Genomic DNA, 17,069 nt, shown 5'->3' with positions numbered 1-17,069 from the left:
CGGATTTTGACGGATTTTTCTTATCTTTCTCGTAAAGTCCGCACTTGAAGAAGTGTAATGTGTAAGAGTAGCTTATGGAACAGTTCGTATCACGATAGATTCTATTTCAATATTCCATTCTCAGTCCAGACTTCATCCATTCTCCGGTCGAAAGGTTCGACAGGCAGCTTTTCGTTTACTTGAAAGTTATAACATATACCTATATTATAGGAATGAAGAAGAGGCAGTAATTTGTCATAATATCCTTTTCCTCTTCCCAACCGGTTGCCTCGGGCATCAAAAGAAACACCCGGTATAATGGCGAGGTCTATCTTCTCATACGCTGTAAATGCTTCTCCCGTCGGTTCCTCTATGTGATAAGCCTCACCGGTTTTCAGGTTTTGCCTGCCTGTATAAATACGAAGTTCCAACTCATCTCCTTTGACTACCGGCAGCAAAACTGTTTTCTGCCGGTGCCATTTTTCAACGAAGTCATGTGTCTGTACTTCATCATCCAATGAATAATAGAGCAAAACGGTACGGGCCGATGCAAACTTGGGATGCTGTTCCAGTTTCTCAAGCAAAGCAGCGGACTTCGTTATTAATTCGGTGATGCCGTGACGGCGCTTTTCTTGCGCTATCTGCTTGCGCAGTTGTTTTTTTAGTTCCTTCATCGCTTACTTTCGGTTCTATGGGTTGTTCGGGAGCTTTGGGAAATGATTCACCTTTATCCAATACTTCCAATGCTTTGAGGACAGTCTTGTCGCTCTTGTTCAAGTATTCTATATAAGCTTCCATGCCCAGCATGTTATAAATGATGTTTCCGTATAAATTTGTTTCAAACAGTTTCTGTGATTTATACATCAATATGTTGCGACGTTTTAGCCCTTTGTTCTCAGCGAAACGGGCGAATTGTTCCAAAATATTCTGATGCTTCAAATATTGCAGCAGGCTTTCCTCTGTTTCATATTTTTGCATTTCGGCACGGTGGTTGTCCGTATACTGGAAAGCAAACTGGATGGTCAGTCCGCGATTAACAGCCATGCGATAATAGGAAGTCATGCCGGTAGTATCCTGTGGTACAAAGATATCGGGCATAATACCTCCACCTCCATATACAGGACGGCCTAAAGAAGTTTCAAAGATTTGGCTTTGATCCTGCTTGATACTGTCTTGTGAGAAAAATTCTCCGTGTTCGTAACGGGTCAGGATATCCATTTCATAATTTGCGTCATTACCTTTTACATACGGTTTCTGTATGCAGCGTCCTGACGGAGTATAGTAACGGGCAATTGTCAGACGGATGGCTGAACCATCGCTGAAGTCGATAGGTTGTTGTACCAGCCCTTTTCCGAAAGAGCGGCGCCCGATGATTGTCCCCCGGTCATTGTCTTGGATAGCTCCGGCAAAAATTTCGCTGGCAGAAGCCGAACCTTCGTCCATCAATACGACAATGGGCATTTTCTGGCTGCTTCCGGTTCCGTTGGATGTATAGTTCTCGCGTGGAGACTTGCGTCCCTGTGTATAAACGATGAGTCTGTTTTTGGGTAAGAATTCGTTTACCATCTGAATTGCTGCACCCATATATCCACCGGTATTACCGCGTAAGTCGATGACCACTCCTTCGCAGTTTGCCTGATTTAGCTTGGCTAATGAAATCAATAATTCGGGATAAGTCGTTTCACCGAATTTGTTTACTTTTATGTAACCGAATTTGTCATTCAGCATATAGGCGGCATCTACACTCTTTACCGGTATGTCACCACGAACAATGGTGAAATGTAAAGTTTCTTTTTCTCCCGGACGAAAAACGCCAAGTTTTACCTCACTGCCTTTGGGACCTTTCAGTCTTTTCATGGATTCATAGTTGGTGACAATTTTTCCTACAAAGGCACTGTCATCCACTTCTATGATGCGGTCTCCTGCCATCAGACCCACTTTTTCTGATGGTCCGCCTTGGATGACATTGTTTACATGGATGGTATCTTGCTGGATGGTAAACTGGATACCGATTCCGCTGAAACTTCCTTTTAAATCAGAATTTACAGCTTCCAGGTCTTTTGCCGGAATATAAGAAGAGTGGGGGTCCAGCTCACCTAGAATTTGCGGCATAGCATCTTCCACCAGTTCACCCATGTTCACTGTATCTACATATTGGTCGTCAATGATACGCAACAATGCATTCAGTTTGTTGGATGAAGTATTAATGATACCTAATTTGTTTCCTGAAAAGTGGTTGGCGTAAAAAGTTCCAATCAATATTCCGGTTACGATGCTTACTGCAACGATTACCGGCATAAAACGGGATGTTCGATTTTTGCTCATATCTTTATTTGCTATTATTCATTGGGATTGATATAGATTACTTCAATATTTGCGCGTTTCAATAAATCAAGCCCGTCTTCCAAACGGTATTTTTCTGAGTAAACTACACGTTTGATTCCTGCTTGGATGATGAGTTTGGCACATTCTATGCAAGGAGATGCGGTGACGTACATGGTTGCTCCGTCGCTGCTGTTGTTGCTTCGTGCTATTTTGGTGATAGCATTCGCTTCGGCGTGTAGTACGTAAGGCTTGGTGACTCCGTTGTCATCTTCGCATACATTTTCGAATCCTGCAGGAGTTCCGTTATATCCGTCGGAGATGATCATCTTGTCTTTTACGATCAATGCTCCTACTTGACGGCGTTCACAGTATGAATTTTCCGCCCAAATACTAGCCATGCGGATGTATCGTTTGTCGAGTTTGAGTTGTTTCTCTTCTTTCGTTTCCATTATTTCAGTCTTGCTTATTATGTGCAAATTGAATATAAGTTTTTTTCCCTTCGGGAGCTAGCAATAAAACATTGCTGTCACCTTGATAAAATATTGCATTATTCAATGCTTCTATGAACTCGTTGTTATAGCTTGTTGAAGGCGGAGTCTTGGTAAAGTTTATGTTTACTGTCCGGTCTTTTCCGTCCGCTTGCCATGTGCCTTCAATGGTTCCATTTTGTATGCTTCCTGTAAAAGTACCATCCGCTTTGAAAGTGATGTTGAAACCATGAATGATATCCAAGGCTTTTCTTCCTTCGGTTGCGATAGTCTTATCCGGATTGTGTGCCATTGCATTGTATTTGGGCTCTCCGTTCCGTTTGTCCCAATTTGCTTTACCATAGAAATCCACTACATGCCATGTGCCGCTTGCAAAGATTTCCTCTACATCGTCTTCATTGTTGCAACTCCATAAGAAAGGGAGTAGCATTAGTATATAAAGAATAGACTTTAGTTTCATATTGTTTGGTTTTTTAGTTGATGATTCCATTTCTTTTCAGCAAGGCATGGATACTGGGTTCTTGTCCACGGAAGCGTTTGTAAAGGGTCATCGGATGTTCCGTTCCTCCTTTCGAGAGAATATTCTCCCGAAAAGAAGCAGCGACTTCCTGGTTGAAGATTCCTTTTTCCTTGAATAAGGAGAAGGCATCCGCATCCAGTACTTCCGCCCATTTATAACTGTAGTATCCGGCAGAATATCCCCCCGCCATAATATGTGAGAACTGTACGGACATGCAGGTGTCTTCCACTCCGGGCAGTACTTGCGCTTTTTTCCATGCTTCTTTTTCATAAGCGCGGACATCTCCGTTAAATGTTTCCCGGCGGGTGTACCATGCCATATCCAGCAAGACGAAACTTACTTGACGCAGGCAGGCATAGGCCACATTGAAATTGGATGCATCTACAATTTTTTGGATCAGTTCGGCAGGAATGGGTTCTCCCGTCTGATAATGTCTGGCGAATGTATTGAGAAATTCTTTTTCTGTGGCGAAATTTTCCATAATTTGTGATGGAAGCTCCACAAAATCCCAATATACGCTGGTACCACTCATGGTTGAATAGGTGGTATTGGCAAACATTCCGTGCAAGGCGTGTCCGAATTCGTGTAGAAAAGTGTTTACTTCTGAGAAAGTCAGCAATGCCGGTTTCCCAGCCGATGGCTTGGTGAAGTTCATGGTAACGGATACGTGGGGACGGCTGTTGACTCCGTTTTCTATCCACTGCTCCTTATAGCTGGTCATCCATGCGCCCGAACGTTTTCCGGCACGGGGGTGGAAATCTGTATAAAGTACAGCCAGGAAACTTCCGTCTTTGTCGAATACTTCATAAGCTTTTACATCGGGATGATAGACCGGAATTTCTTTATTTTCTTTAAATGTGATGCCATACAGACGGGTAGCCAGACCGAATACACCTTTCTCTACTTGGCTCAGCTCAAAATAAGGACGCAGCTCTTCTTCATTCAGATTGAATTTCTTATTTTTCAGCTTTTCTGAATAATAGGCCCAATCCCATGGCATCAGCTGGAAATCATTGCCTTCCATTTCGCGTGCCAATGCTTCAACTTCTGCCACTTCCTTTAGGGCGACAGGGGTATAGGCATCCAGTAATTGGTTGAGCAGTTTGTATACGGCATCACTCGTTTCGGCCATGCGCTTTTTCAGTTTATACTCGGCAAAAGTGGAGAAGCCTAGTAAATGAGCCAGTTCCATGCGAATGTTTACCAATTGCTTGATGATGTCCACATTGTTGTATTCGTTATTGTGTGTACATTGGGTATTATAAGCCATATAGACTTCTCTGCGCAGTGAACGGTCATCACAATATTTCATGAAAGGAACAAAACTGGGAGCATCCAATGTAATGATGCTGCCTTCTTTTCCCTTATCCTTTGCTGTTTGAGCATAACTTTCCAATGAACTTTCGGGTAATCCTTCCAATTGTTTTTCCGTCAAAGCCAATTCGTAGTTATTTGTTTCTTTCAACAGATTCTGAGAAAAACGTAAGGTCAATATGCTTAATTCGGTATTCAGTTGGCGGAACTTTTCTTTTGCCTCACCGGTCAGGTTGGCACCGCTTCTTACAAAACCATCGTATGTCTTTTGCAGCAGTTGGGCGTCTTCACCTTTCAGTTGTAACTGGTCTTTTTGTTCGTATACGGCTTTTATACGAGCAAAAAGTTTTTCATTCAGACTGATGTTGTTGCTGTGTTCGGACAGTACGGGCATCATTTTTTCTGCCAATTCCTGCATCTCGTCACTGGTCTCGGCACTCATCAAATTGCCGAAAACAGTAGTTACGCGGTCTAGCAACGCACCTGATTTTTCCAAAGCAACAATGGTATTTTGGAAAGTCGGTGCTTCGGGATTATTGACAATTGCATCAATTTCCTCATTTTGTTCTTTCATTCCTTCCAACAAGGCAGGTTCATAATGTTCTATCTTGATAAGATGGAACGGAGCCGTGTCATGAGGGGTGTTATAGGGTTTTAAAAATGGATTTTTATTTTCAGTCATAGCACTATTTTATTGGACTTACAAATTTGCTAAAAAAAAGCATCACTATCCTCATTCTATTTACTTATTTAACAAAGTATATTAAATAGTTAGGTTAAAAATAAAAAAGCACAAGCAGAAATGCCTATGCTTTTCATTTTTATGGTTTTTTACCTGATTATTTATTCTTTTCAGTCAGTTTTTCCAACGCCGGAATGGAGATTTCCTTTCTGCTGAGTTGTACCAATCCCTGTTCCTGTAAATCATTCAGCACTTTTGACACATTGATTCGTGTCTCATCAATCAAACTCGCCAAATCCTCCATTTTGATTTTAAGGATTTTTTTTCCTTCGGGCTTCATGGAGCGCAGCACTAAAAAATTCAGTATTTTTTCTTCTGTATTACCTATGTGGCTGTTCCATAATTTTTCGTATGCCACTTGTGCTCTATTACTCAGAATATTTAGATAGTTAAGGCGGAAGATTTCGTAGTTGTTCAGTTCATTCAATACAAATAACTTGTCTATGGTAACTATGTTAATATCTGTACGTGCTTTGTAAGTCGCTGTATAGTTGGTTTGCATGCCGAATAATGAATAGGGCTCTATAACGAAAGGACTTCCAAAAGTTTCAAATAAGGCGTATGAATGTCGGTTATCGGTTGTTTGGGAGATTATCTCCCCATTTAAGAGAAAGATTAATTGAGTGCAAGGTGCACCTTGTTCCACAATGATATCATCGGCGTTGTATTTACGAAAATGTAGCTTTACCTTGCCTATGATATTGGTGAAGTCATTTTTACATAATCCCTGGAAGAGAGGGAGTTGTAAAAGTGTATCATACATTGTAATTTCCATAAGTTCTGTTGTTCGTTAAGTTATAGTTTAACATACAAAGGTAACGATAAAACGAGATTTATTATTTATAGGTGGAAGAACTTTTATTTTTTTTATTGTTTCTTACCGTCTCCTAATGTTTAAAAGCAGAATACTTGCGGGCTGTATAAAAAATAAATATATTTGCATTCAAAAAAAGGAGGAGTTTATGTTTGGATCATTTGATTTTCAAGAATTTTTAAGTGCGTTTATTGTGCTTTTTGCTGTCATTGATATTATCGGATCTATTCCTATTATATTGAATCTTAAGCAGAAAGGGAGAAATGTCAATGCTAATAAAGCTACCGGCATTTCTTTTGCTTTATTGATAGGTTTCTTTTATGCAGGGGATATGATGCTGAAGTTATTTCAAGTTGATATTGCTTCGTTTGCCGTGGCGGGTGCTTTTGTTATTTTTCTCATGTCTTTGGAAATGATTCTGGATATTGAGATATTCAAGAATCAAGGTCCTATCAAGGAAGCGACTTTAGTCCCCTTGGTTTTTCCGTTATTGGCTGGTGCGGGAGCGTTTACTACGTTGCTTTCCCTACGTTCGGAGTATGCTCCTGTAAATATTGTTGTAGCCTTGATATTGAATATGGTTTGGGTTTATGTGGTGCTGAAGTTGACAGATCGCATCGAACGTTTCTTGGGTAAAGGTGGAATTTATGTTATTCGTAAGTTTTTTGGAATCATTTTGTTGGCAATATCAGCGCGTTTATTTACTGCTAATCTGACTTTATTGATAGAGCAGTTTCAGAAAGCTCAGTAATATGCTGTTTTTTTGCAGATAATAATGTCGGAACTCACCATAGATATTTTATTGGAAACCAACTGCTTTGTGTTGAATGGATATTAATCTGTGGTGAGTTCCGGTATCATTCCATTTGAATGGTAGCTGTTTGATATTTTGATACGCTCCTTTGGTGTCTATTTCTCGTTGATGATGAATTTCTTCATTCCGTCTGTAAAATAAGTTTCATATTTATCTCCTTCGCCTGAGCAAATAAAATAAGCATCCAGTTCAGGATGTGCTTCACAAAATGCTTTGGCTGAGTCCAGTCCCATCACCATGAAAGCAGTGGCGTATGCATCGGCACTGGCGCAATCTTTTGCAATGACAGTGGATGACAGGATACTATGTTGTACTGGATATCCGGTGCGTGGGTCTATGGTATGTGCATATTTCTTTCCACCTTTGTAATAGAAATTACGATAATTCCCTGATGTTGCCATACCTACATCACTAATGGCAAGCACAGTCTGTAACTCCTGGTTTACTGACAAGGAGTCATCTACAGGTTTGTTTATGCCGATACGCCAAGCGTTCATTTTGGAATTTTTGCCTCTTACCACTACTTCACCGCCTATATCTACCATATAGTTTTTTATCCCTTTACGTTCCAATAGCCTTGCTACTGCATCTACTCCGAATCCCTTGGCTATAGCGCTGCAATCCAGCATTATACGAGGGTCTTTTTTCATTATCCGGTTGTTCTGTAAATCTATTTTTTGATATCCTATCATTTGGCGTAAGCTGTCCACTATCAGTGAATCCACTCCTGTAGATTTTTTGAATCCGAATCCCCATGCATTTACCAAAGGTGCGACGGTGATATCAAAGGCTCCATGGGTTTCATCGGATATTTTCTTTGAGAGATGGAATACATGTACGAAAAAACTGTCAACTTCCGTCTTTTCATTGTGGTTTACGCGGGTGATTACGGAATTCGGATTGAAAGGAGAGAGGGAGTTGTCCACTTTCTTCAGTTCAGTTTCTATTTCTTCTTTCAGATTATCTTCGGACTGGTAGGTGATTTTGTATACTGTACCGAATACAAAGCCTTCATCCGTACGGAAAGGGGCTTGCTTTTTTAGAATAATAATTGTTCCTATTATCAGAATTGCTAGAAACGGCAATTGCCATGCTAATTTTTTTTTATTCATACCTGTATTTTAGTTAAGAAAGAAATAAATGTTCTATTAAAATTTTAACGCCGATAATAATCAAAACCAAACCTCCCCATAATTCCATGCGCAGGTTGAAACGCTTGCCGCAAAATACACCTATCAGACTTCCTAATGTTGAGATAACAAAAGAGGTAAAGCCGATGATGACAATAGGAGAAAGAATAGAAGTGAAAGAGTTTATTCCTACAAAAGCAAATGATATACCGATGGCCAAAGCATCAATGCTGGTTGCTATAGCCAGCGTAACAACCACTTTTAATTTAGTGGGGTCGAAGCAGCGTTTGTCTTCATTGCTGAAGCTCTCTTTTATCATACGCCCTCCCAAAAAGGCCAATAACCCAAAAGCGATCCAATGGTCATAATCCTCTATCAGGTGACTGAATCGGCTGGCGGCAAACCAGCCGATAAGCGGCATGACAGCCTGGAAAAGGCCGAAGAAGAATGCCATAATAAAAAAAGTGCGCCAGCAAATGCGACGCATGATAATTCCGCTTGTTATGGAAACTGTGAAACAGTCCATAGCAAGACTGATGGCAAGGAGCCATATTTCTAAAGTTGTCATTGGTTAAAATGGTAATTTGTATATTAAACTGTATGTTACTCCTAAGTTAGTCGAGTTGTTTTTTCCAAAACCGGGAATATACCAAGGTTCGGTGTGTTCCGCCTTTTTTATGTTCATGCGTATACGGTAACGTAGTGACCATCCCATGTAGAAATTCTTGTACACATTTACCTTTATTCCAGCCAGCAGTTCTGCCCAGGTTACTGTGGTCTTAATTCCGTCATAACTGAAAGGAATTTCAGGAAATCCCCATGTAGGATCCTTCATTGTCGGAGCATCTACATCGTATGAAAAAGAGGTGAATCCGTAACGTATGCCTCCATATAGAAAACCAGGCAGATAGGGCTTCTTGAAAAAGAAGTTGTAGTTCATGCCTATGCGGAAATAAGGAGCTGAGGCTTTATAATGTATATTGGTACCGTCATCAGTAGTGTCGGTGGTTCCATATCCAATTTCAGCTACGGGGACATAACGGTTTTTCAAATTGACCTCCACGCTGATTTCTGTACTTGTAATGTCACCTCCAAAAATTTTGCTTCCCAGGCCAAATATATCTACACCGATAGTAGTTCCCTGATAGAAGGGTACCTTTTCTTCCTCTATGGTTGTTTTTTTTTCTTGTGCCGCCAGTGTGGGGCTGTACAACAGCATACTACTCAGTAGCGTTAACAACGTAATATATGTTGAAATTCTTTTTTTCTTCATTATTGATGTCCGAATTTACAATCTCGATAGATTTTAGGTTATAGGTGGTGTATTTAATGTCTTCCACTTTATAAAACATCATGGTGCCACATTCTATATTCTGCAAGTAGGGGATATTTTGGTGAATGAGTGTGATAGTGTCACGCATCTTTTCCGTATAATGCAATACGTAGGTAGTTTTTGATGTATAACTCAAAGGCAGGCTCATACTGCTTTCCGCTTTATTGAATATCGTGTCATTCATCAATGAGTCTTTTACTACGGTTTCCTTAATAGTTCCATCTTCCAGTGTGTCACGTACAATCACATCGGTAGTGATAAATCCAGTGACGTCAAAAGCCGGACTGAATTTTACAGCTTGGTGTGTCTCTGCATCCAGAAAGTCGAAATGGGCAAAGGAATTGGTGGTAAGCGGACAATCGCTTTCCCCACAGCTTTGCATCAAGGTGCTTACGGTAATCAGGAGCAATAAGATAATGGCTGGTAGTTTCTTCATTTTAAAACTCTTTCTCTATTTTATAATTATTGCGTTCAGGAGCATTCCGGGCTATCAATTCTCCTATGAATCCTGCCAGAAACAGTTGGGTCCCCAAAATCATCAAAGTTAGGGCCAGATAGAAGTAAGGAGAATCAGTAATTAATATATAAGGTAAACCATGTGACAAGGCATATAGTTTGTTCGCTCCGATGATAATGACGGAAATGAAACCAAGAATAAACATCAATGATCCCATAAACCCGAAGAAGTGCATCGGCTTGATACCGAATTTGGATAAAAACCACAGAGTAATGAGGTCTAGATAACCATTGAAGAAACGGTTTAATCCGCCGAATTTTGTTTTACCGAATTTTCGTGCCTGATGGTGTACTACCTTCTCGGCTATCTTAGGAAAACCTGCATTCTTTGCCAGATAGGGGATATAGCGGTGCATTTCACCGTATACTTCGATGTTCTTTACGACATCACGACGATAAGCTTTTAGTCCGCAATTGAAGTCGTGCAGGTTCTTGATGCCTGAAACGGCACGTGCTGTGGCGTTGAATAGTTTGGTCGGAATGGTTTTTGATAACGGGTCATAGCGTTTTTGCTTGTATCCCGATACTAAGTCGTAGCCATCTTCTGTAATCATTCTGTATAATTCCGGTATTTCGTCCGGGCTGTCCTGCAAGTCGGCATCCATTGTAATCACCACATCACCTTGCGCCTTTTCAAAACCACAATACAAGGCAGGGGACTTGCCGTAGTTCCGGCGGAATTTGATACCTTTTACGTTGTCCGACTCCGAGCGTAGTTTCTCTATCACTTGCCAGGAGTGGTCGGTGCTGCCGTCATTGACAAAAATTACTTCATAGCTGAAGTGGTTGGCATCCATTACACGTTGAATCCATGCGAATAGTTCCGGCAAAGATTCTTCTTCGTTATACAAAGGAATAACTACAGATATATCCATCTTTTATTCATTTTTCTTTTTACGCATCACGATCAATGCCGTAGGGATGGCCATTAGCATCCCGTAAAACATATTTTGTGATATCAGTTGAAATGTCATTTCCAGCGGGGTAAGTCCCGACAGTAAATCTATCGCTTCTTCGAATTGGTTCAGTGAGGTTGTCAGTTCGGCTCCGGCAGTTTCTTTGAACTGGTTTAAGATGGAACGGTATGCCTCGAATACGAATCCGCCATCTATATAGCGGAAGTAGATGTAATGCACTACCGCTACAAATAGAGAGGCGAACATATACATAAAGGTAGTGAATAGAAACGCACGTGAAAAAGTGATGCTTCCGTCACAATGCCGTTCTCTGAACTTTTTGGCAAATATGTATCCTAAAAAGGGTACTCCTATAGTCAGGACTATAAAAAGTAATTGTAGGAAAGGTATTCTCAATCCTAACGGGAAGAGCATGAATTTGAAGGCCCATAAAAGACCCATGCCCGTACCATAGCGCATGGCGCATTCCTGCAAAGTCGGTTTATAATTCGTCATTCTTTATTAATAAGTGCACAAAAGTACTTCTTTTACGGGAATCCGTCCTATAGTTATGGGTGAAAAATGTATTTTTTCTGCTAAAATCAAAAAAAAGTATTCGAAAGTATTGTAGTTTTGAAAATAATGTCTACCTTTGCACTCGCAAAACAAAAATGGGTAAGTCCTATACGGCCAGCTCCTGATGAATCCTCCAGGGCTTGATCGCAGCAAAGGTAGTTGGTTGTAGCGGCGCGATATAGTAAGCTTACCCACCCCCGCCTCTTTAGCTCAGTTGGCCAGAGCACGTGATTTGTAATCTCGGGGTCGTTGGTTCGAATCCGACAAGAGGCTCGGAAAAGCGAGAAGGACGAAGAAATCTTCATTCTTCTCGCTTTTTTTATTATATTTGCGCTGATATTAGTTTTAAGGTTGGTACAACCGTTATTTAAGAGTTCTTTTTTATGATAGAGTCACAGATTGTGGCAAGAGTATTGCCGTCTAAATGCCGTGAAGCGGTAAAGGTCCTTTTGCAGGAAGTGTACGGATATGAAGATTTCCGTAATTTAGAAGTTTATGATGACTTGTTCAAAGGTAAGGAAAAATTGCAATTGTCTCAAGGGCAATTAATTGAGGAGGTCATCATGGAAGCCGAAAAAGGGATCAAGGGTGACTCGTCTGCTCATAATTTGCTCCTGACAGCTCCGACCGGAGCCGGAAAATCATTGTTGTTTCAGCTCCCTGCCATTTATCTGGGTAATGAATATAAGCTTCTTACTCTTGTGGTTTCTCCGCTGAAAGCATTGATAGTGGACCAGGTTGAGGCGTTGCGGGAACTAGGGTATGAACGTGTGGCGTATGCTTCGTCCGATCTTTCACCTGAACAAAAGAACGAAGTATATCGTCGTGTCCGTGAAGGGGAGGTTGATCTTTTTTATCTTTCCCCTGAATTATTGTTGGCGTATGATATCAGTTATTTTGTAGGTGAACGCCGCATCGGACTGGTAGTGGTTGACGAGGCTCATACCGTGACCACTTGGGGTAAAGAGTTCCGGGTGGATTATTGGTTTCTAGGGCGTCATTTGGAAGCTTTAAAGAATGCGTTGGGGTATGTATTCCCTGTTTTTGCATTGACGGCCACTGCTGTGTGGAATCCCGAAGGCGGGAACGATATGATTTTTGATACCATCCGGTCGTTGCATCTTGCTCCGTGTGCCTTGTATGTGGGCACGGTGAAGCGTGAAAATATCGGCTTTGACATTACCGCCATGACCATAGAGGAGGGGGAAACCTACGATAAGGCCAAGCAACGTACTGTTGCCGCCCGGGTGGAGGATTTTCTGGACGGGCATAAGACTATCATTTATTATCCTTTTGCCGGAGGTATAGATATGAAACTGAAGACTTGGGTGTATCCGGCTAACTGGCATTGGGTGGCATCTTATTATGGTAAAAAGGATAAAGAGCAAAAAGCCGAAATTATACAAGCTTTTAAGGAGGGTGAGAAAAAGATAATCGTTGCTACGAAAGCTTTCGGTATGGGGGTGGATATCAGTGATATTGACCGTGTGTATCATGTGGCTCCATCCAGCACCTTTGTCGATTATATTCAGGAGATTGGCCGTGCTGCCCGTGATAAGAACATTACGGGTGTGGCGGTGACGGATTTTAATGAGCGCGACTTTTATTATATGAAACGCCTGCATTCTGCGGGTGCCATCTCCCAGGAACAGTTGGGGATGATTCTGAAGAAAGTTTGGGAAATATATCTGATGAAAGGCTGTAGTGATGAAATGCAGATGTCTTTATCCGATTTTGAATTTGCAGTGAAGCTGCCTCGTAAAAAGAACAAGCTGGAATATGAATCGGATTTGGAGCAAGTCGTCAAAACGGCTTTGTTATGGATAGAAGAGGATTTGAGTTTCCGGCATGGCGGTTCTCCTGTTGAAATCAATTCACAGACGTTGTTTTCCGATGGCTATGTGCAGGAAAAGACGGGTGATGCCGCTTTCCGTAAAAAATACAAGCAGTACATGGTTCCCGTGAAAGGGGTTGAAGGAGTCTATAAGGTGGCTTTTGAATCTTTGTGGGAGAATTGTTTCTCGGAGATGGGATACCGTGAGTTTAAGCGCGATTTATACAATGGAAATCTCTTTGAGGGAGTTCGTGCGGCGGCTGTGGGTAAGCATGATGTCTTGTTAAAAGAGAGTGCGGCGGATATCTGCTCCAAGCTGGCAAGTCTCTTGAAGAGTTTGAAAGATTTGTTGACGGTGAGTCTGTATGGTAATAAAGGAAAGTTCGAGGAGGACGATTTGCGTAGTATTTTTGCGGCGTATGATATGGATGTTCCTTCTGCCAAGCGTTTTATCACTTCGTTACTGGAGTCCAGGGTAGAGGAGGGCAGAAGTGTGAGTTACATCACCAGTGCCAAGAAGAAAGATGAAGACAAACTGATGTTTACCGTTACCCGTGGTTTTGATTTGTTGCTTTCCCGTTACCAGAAGTTGTGTGCCCAGCGTATCACAGGAAAGAAAGGAGACCGGCTGTTGTTCTATGTCACTCCGTTCTCCGATCTCAATATGCTGCTCAACTTGCTGTCTATGCTCAATGTGGTGGACTTTACCGTAGAGGGGGGTGTTCCTTCTGTTGGAGTACGTGTCCGTGATGCGGAGATATTGAAAAAGGAAGCTGCTTCGGGGGACTATCAGAACCATGTGCTGGAGAATAATGAGAAAATATTCCAGGAACAGATAGAGTTGTTCCGGCTGTTCTTTGGCAATACGAAGTTAAGTGATGAGCAGCGATGGGAGTTTATAGAGGATTATTTTACGGGGATGAGTTTGGAGGGATTGAAAGAAAAATATTCTTGTGTTGTGGAATGACAGCTGTAAGGGCTGTATAATATAACTCGTTGGCGAAATTAATTTTGCCTTGTATGATTTCACGTTAGTATATGAGGTTGTGCCAACGTTTTGACACGACCTCTACTTGATAGCCGACAACATGGGCATTCATGACAAAATTCACTTGAAATGAATTTGTTTTCCAACTTTTATTGTTAATGCGAAGAGAACGACTTTGACGGATGCTACTCTTTATTTGGTTGGTACGCGCAAAGTCACGGAAGTTGGAATCAGCCTCTTGTCGGCAACCATGACGGTGGAGGAACGGGAAGACAATGTTGTGATAATTGATCATCGTTTTTGTTTTTAAAGGGTTGTTATTATCAGAAAAGTGTCAGGAAGGAACAAGGCGCACACTGCTGCGGCGTCCGGTGAAACTTGGTACAAGATCCGCGGAATCTTGTACCAGGATTTTTGTAATCTTGTGCCGGGGTGCGGCTGGTTCCTTCTGACACTGCAAAGATAACTTTACGTCCGTGCGGCGTGACCCTTTCCGACCCCTTTTGACCCCTTGGCGGATTGCGGGGGGAATCATGGCTCTCCAAGTGGAGGCAGACTAGTTGCAACTGGCGACGGGGACACGGGGACAGTGGGGACAGCCCCTTTTTTTCTCACACACACGTGCGCGCGTATAAAGCCGGGGTCAGCTCTTGTGATACGTTCCCCCTACCGTCCACACTCATCGGACCCCTTGCTTGGTGAACCGTTTGGGCCGCCTTTTCCTGGTGGTAGGTTTTCATCGCCTTTTTCACCTCGGTGCGTATACGAAGGTCTGCATGCAGGGGGCCTCCCAGGAGCAGTGTGTTGTGTTATTTGGTTTTTTTACTGTAAGAGATGATTTTCTCTAGCAGCTCCGGCCATATGTCATCCTGTGGAAAGGCAGGCAGGGGGAAATAAGGTTCGGAGCCTTCGGTGAGTTGTTCTTCCTCGTTGGTGTCATTGGGGAACTCATTTTCCACCTTATTATATCGCGCGCACGTGTGTGAGAAAAAAAGGGGCTGTCCCTGCTGTCCCCACTGTCCCTGCCTTGTAAGAATCGGCGGAACTGAATAACGGAAAATATTTCTCAGGAGGACTTGTCTTTAAAATTCACTTGAAATGAATTTGTTTTCCCACTTTTATTGTTAATGCGAAGAGAAGTCGTTATCTTCGCATTAACAATCCATTTAAGAAAAAGAGAATGATGAAATATCCCATTGGCATACAGAGTTTTGATCAAATAATAGAAGGTAATTGGGTCTATGTGGATAAGACCGATTTGGTTTATCGTTTGGTAACGACGACCAAAACTTGTTTTCTTAGCCGTCCCCGTCGTTTTGGGAAGAGCTTGTTGGTAAGCACGTTGGATGCCTATTTCAAGGGGCGCAAGGAACTTTTTGACGGCTTGATGATAGCGAAGTTGGAGAAAGACTGGCATCAGTATCCTGTGTTCAAGATAGATTTCAACGGTGTTAACTTTACGGAAAAAGGAAACTTGGAAGCTACCATAGAATATTATCTTGCCAACTGGGAGAAAATCTACGGAGAAACTCCCCGTGAGGTTCCTATGGGGAAGCGGTTCGAACAAATACTTTCTCTAGCCTATCAGCAAACGGGGCGTCGTGCCGTGGTGCTGGTAGATGAATATGACAAGCCTATTCTCGATGCATTGGATACTCCTCTGGAAGATGCCAACCGCGAAATCTTGAAAGCTTTCTATTCCACCTTCAAAGGGGCTGATGAATACTTGAGGTTTGTGTTGCTTACGGGAGTGACAAAATTTTCGCAAGTCAGTGTGTTCAGCGGGTTCAACCAGCCTAAAGATATAAGTATGGATAATCATTATGAAGCATTGTGTGGTGTGACTCAGGTGGAATTGGAACATTATTTTGCAGAACCTATTGCAAATTTGGCTGAAAAGTTCAATTATACAGTGGAGGAAATGAAAGACGTACTCAAAATGCAATACGATGGCTATCATTTTGGCAGCGGCTTGCTTGGTGTCTATAATCCTTTCAGCCTGCTCAATGCTTTTGATATGAACGATATCCGCGACTATTGGTTTGCATCAGGTACTCCTACTTATTTGATCAAACTTCTGCGGCATAACCACGAGCAGATGGATGAATTGACTGGGCGTTACTATGATCCTTCGATGTTTGTCGATTATAAGGCCGATGTGGAAAAACCGCTGCCTATGATTTATCAAAGCGGCTATCTGACGATCAAGGAATACGACTCCCGGAGAAACCGTTACCTGTTGGACTTTCCAAATAATGAGGTGAAAAAGGGATTTCTGACCATGGTGGCAGCCAATTATTTCAAACCCCAAGAGTTTGAAGTTTCCAACTGGATTGTAGATGCCGTCATTTTACTTGAGGAAGGGGAAACTACGGCTTTTTGTTCAGCTTTAACTTCTTTCCTTGCGGATATACCTTATGATTCTCATGGCTCGATAAAGACGGTTGAAGCGACAGAAAAACATTTTCAATATACTTTCTATCTGATTCTCCGTTTGCTTGGGGTATATTGCCAGTTGCATGTGGAGAAAACTCAGTCAAGAGGAAGAGTGGACTGTGTATTGGAGACAAAGGATTATGTATATATATTTGAGTTTAAACTGGATGGTACGGCTGCTGAAGCCTTGCAGCAGATAGAGGACAAAGGATATGCTACACCTTATCAGACAGACACGCGCAAAGTCACGGCTATTGGTGTCAGTTTTTCATCGGAAACCATGACGGTGGAGGAATGGGAGGAAAAAACTTGTAGCCCAGTTGAGATTAAATAATAGTGCAAAAGTAATGCCTCAAGCCGGAAT

Annotated in this window: 16 protein-coding genes and 1 tRNA gene; 4 read left to right on the top strand and 13 right to left on the bottom strand. The window is 42.0% G+C overall.

Annotated elements, in window-relative coordinates:
* Window positions 1–101: 101 nt before the first annotated feature.
* From RE317_RS02265 to RE317_RS02240, 6 genes are all read right to left on the bottom strand, one after another.
* The gene (locus RE317_RS02265) at window positions 102–581 is read right to left on the bottom strand and encodes a 5-formyltetrahydrofolate cyclo-ligase (protein WP_032947321.1); all 480 of its coding nucleotides are present in this window, start codon (window positions 579–581) and stop codon (window positions 102–104) included.
* Entirely contained in the window at window positions 556–2,304 is a 1,749-nt protein-coding gene (locus RE317_RS02260; RefSeq protein ID WP_005848162.1) for a S41 family peptidase, read from the bottom strand. Before RE317_RS02260 ends, RE317_RS02265 begins: the two co-directional genes overlap by 26 nt.
* A 14-nt stretch (window positions 2,305–2,318) precedes the next feature.
* Window positions 2,319–2,753 (bottom strand): dCMP deaminase family protein, encoded by a 435-nt coding sequence (locus RE317_RS02255; RefSeq protein WP_005844718.1) that lies wholly within the window; start codon window positions 2,751–2,753, stop codon window positions 2,319–2,321.
* A gap of 4 nt (window positions 2,754–2,757) precedes the next feature.
* Window positions 2,758–3,252, bottom strand: a complete 495-nt coding sequence (locus tag RE317_RS02250; protein ID WP_005844720.1) for a DUF4847 family protein — start codon at window positions 3,250–3,252, stop codon at window positions 2,758–2,760.
* Between the two features lie 13 nt (window positions 3,253–3,265).
* Window positions 3,266–5,308 carry a M3 family metallopeptidase gene (locus RE317_RS02245; protein WP_117709518.1) on the bottom strand — a complete coding sequence of 681 codons (2,043 nt, stop codon included), beginning with the start codon at window positions 5,306–5,308 and terminating at the stop codon, window positions 3,266–3,268.
* Between the two features lie 157 nt (window positions 5,309–5,465).
* Window positions 5,466–6,143 carry a Crp/Fnr family transcriptional regulator gene (locus RE317_RS02240; protein WP_005844724.1) on the bottom strand — a complete coding sequence of 226 codons (678 nt, stop codon included), beginning with the start codon at window positions 6,141–6,143 and terminating at the stop codon, window positions 5,466–5,468.
* Window positions 6,144–6,330: 187 nt separating this feature from the next.
* Between RE317_RS02240 and RE317_RS02235 the strand changes: the two genes are divergently transcribed.
* Window positions 6,331–6,933, top strand: a complete 603-nt coding sequence (locus RE317_RS02235) for a MarC family protein (protein ID WP_005844726.1) — start codon at window positions 6,331–6,333, stop codon at window positions 6,931–6,933.
* A gap of 158 nt (window positions 6,934–7,091) precedes the next feature.
* Here the strand turns inward: RE317_RS02235 and RE317_RS02230 are convergent, their stop codons facing one another.
* Genes RE317_RS02230 through RE317_RS02205 form a run of 6 tightly spaced genes read right to left on the bottom strand, consistent with a single transcriptional unit; the run spans window position 7,092 to window position 11,387 of the window.
* Window positions 7,092–8,108, bottom strand: coding sequence for an FAD:protein FMN transferase (locus RE317_RS02230; RefSeq protein ID WP_008669987.1), 1,017 nt, complete (start codon window positions 8,106–8,108; stop codon window positions 7,092–7,094).
* 13 nt (window positions 8,109–8,121) lie between these two features.
* Window positions 8,122–8,694 (bottom strand): manganese efflux pump MntP family protein, encoded by a 573-nt coding sequence (locus RE317_RS02225; protein WP_005844730.1) that lies wholly within the window; start codon window positions 8,692–8,694, stop codon window positions 8,122–8,124.
* A 3-nt stretch (window positions 8,695–8,697) separates the two neighbouring features.
* Window positions 8,698–9,399, bottom strand: coding sequence for a DUF6048 family protein (locus RE317_RS02220; RefSeq protein ID WP_008669988.1), 702 nt, complete (start codon window positions 9,397–9,399; stop codon window positions 8,698–8,700).
* Entirely contained in the window at window positions 9,347–9,895 is a 549-nt protein-coding gene (locus RE317_RS02215; RefSeq protein ID WP_005844744.1) for a DUF6452 family protein, read from the bottom strand. Before RE317_RS02215 ends, RE317_RS02220 begins: the two co-directional genes overlap by 53 nt.
* 1 nt (window position 9,896) lies before the next feature.
* Window positions 9,897–10,850 (bottom strand): glycosyltransferase family 2 protein, encoded by a 954-nt coding sequence (locus RE317_RS02210; RefSeq protein WP_005844746.1) that lies wholly within the window; start codon window positions 10,848–10,850, stop codon window positions 9,897–9,899.
* 3 nt (window positions 10,851–10,853) lie between these two features.
* Window positions 10,854–11,387, bottom strand: a complete 534-nt coding sequence (locus tag RE317_RS02205; protein WP_005844749.1) for a DUF4199 domain-containing protein — start codon at window positions 11,385–11,387, stop codon at window positions 10,854–10,856.
* A gap of 259 nt (window positions 11,388–11,646) precedes the next feature.
* Here RE317_RS02205 and RE317_RS02200 point away from each other — a divergent pair.
* Together RE317_RS02200 and RE317_RS02195 are read left to right on the top strand one after the other, a co-directional pair.
* Window positions 11,647–11,720: transfer RNA gene (locus tag RE317_RS02200), tRNA-Thr, on the top strand.
* Window positions 11,721–11,830: 110 nt separating this feature from the next.
* Window positions 11,831–14,248, top strand: coding sequence for a helicase-related protein (locus RE317_RS02195; protein ID WP_005848154.1), 2,418 nt, complete (start codon window positions 11,831–11,833; stop codon window positions 14,246–14,248).
* 64 nt (window positions 14,249–14,312) lie between these two features.
* On the opposite strand, the gene RE317_RS02190 is transcribed toward RE317_RS02195, so the two are convergent.
* Entirely contained in the window at window positions 14,313–14,564 is a 252-nt protein-coding gene (locus tag RE317_RS02190) for a hypothetical protein (protein ID WP_237473384.1), read from the bottom strand.
* A gap of 888 nt (window positions 14,565–15,452) precedes the next feature.
* On the opposite strand from RE317_RS02190, the gene RE317_RS02185 reads away from it, so the two are divergent.
* Complete coding sequence (locus RE317_RS02185) at window positions 15,453–17,039, top strand: ATP-binding protein (protein WP_008669994.1); 1,587 nt, start codon at window positions 15,453–15,455, stop codon at window positions 17,037–17,039.
* The last annotated feature ends 30 nt before the right edge of the window (window positions 17,040–17,069 follow it).

The sequence above is a fragment of the Phocaeicola sp. GP0067 genome (genome assembly GCF_031119655.1).
In the GTDB taxonomy this organism is placed as follows: domain Bacteria; phylum Bacteroidota; class Bacteroidia; order Bacteroidales; family Bacteroidaceae; genus Phocaeicola; species Phocaeicola vulgatus.
This window is presented reverse-complemented; position numbering and strand designations above follow the sequence as displayed.

Excerpts from the sequence above, each read along its gene's own strand:
- RE317_RS02235 (WP_005844726.1), top strand. The coding sequence starts at position 6,331 with ATGTTTGGATCATTTGATTTTCAAGAATTTTTAAGTGCGTTTATTGTG.
- RE317_RS02225 (WP_005844730.1), bottom strand. The coding sequence starts at position 8,694 with ATGACAACTTTAGAAATATGGCTCCTTGCCATCAGTCTTGCTATGGAC.
- RE317_RS02260 (WP_005848162.1), bottom strand. The coding sequence starts at position 2,304 with ATGAGCAAAAATCGAACATCCCGTTTTATGCCGGTAATCGTTGCAGTA.
- RE317_RS02195 (WP_005848154.1), top strand. The coding sequence starts at position 11,831 with ATGATAGAGTCACAGATTGTGGCAAGAGTATTGCCGTCTAAATGCCGT.
- RE317_RS02245 (WP_117709518.1), bottom strand. The coding sequence starts at position 5,308 with ATGACTGAAAATAAAAATCCATTTTTAAAACCCTATAACACCCCTCAT.
- RE317_RS02220 (WP_008669988.1), bottom strand. The coding sequence starts at position 9,399 with ATGAAGAAAAAAAGAATTTCAACATATATTACGTTGTTAACGCTACTG.
- RE317_RS02190 (WP_237473384.1), bottom strand. The coding sequence starts at position 14,564 with ATGATCAATTATCACAACATTGTCTTCCCGTTCCTCCACCGTCATGGT.
- RE317_RS02215 (WP_005844744.1), bottom strand. The coding sequence starts at position 9,895 with ATGAAGAAACTACCAGCCATTATCTTATTGCTCCTGATTACCGTAAGC.
- RE317_RS02250 (WP_005844720.1), bottom strand. The coding sequence starts at position 3,252 with ATGAAACTAAAGTCTATTCTTTATATACTAATGCTACTCCCTTTCTTA.
- RE317_RS02210 (WP_005844746.1), bottom strand. The coding sequence starts at position 10,850 with ATGGATATATCTGTAGTTATTCCTTTGTATAACGAAGAAGAATCTTTG.
- RE317_RS02230 (WP_008669987.1), bottom strand. The coding sequence starts at position 8,108 with ATGAATAAAAAAAAATTAGCATGGCAATTGCCGTTTCTAGCAATTCTG.
- RE317_RS02240 (WP_005844724.1), bottom strand. The coding sequence starts at position 6,143 with ATGGAAATTACAATGTATGATACACTTTTACAACTCCCTCTCTTCCAG.
- RE317_RS02185 (WP_008669994.1), top strand. The coding sequence starts at position 15,453 with ATGAAATATCCCATTGGCATACAGAGTTTTGATCAAATAATAGAAGGT.
- RE317_RS02255 (WP_005844718.1), bottom strand. The coding sequence starts at position 2,753 with ATGGAAACGAAAGAAGAGAAACAACTCAAACTCGACAAACGATACATC.
- RE317_RS02205 (WP_005844749.1), bottom strand. The coding sequence starts at position 11,387 with ATGACGAATTATAAACCGACTTTGCAGGAATGCGCCATGCGCTATGGT.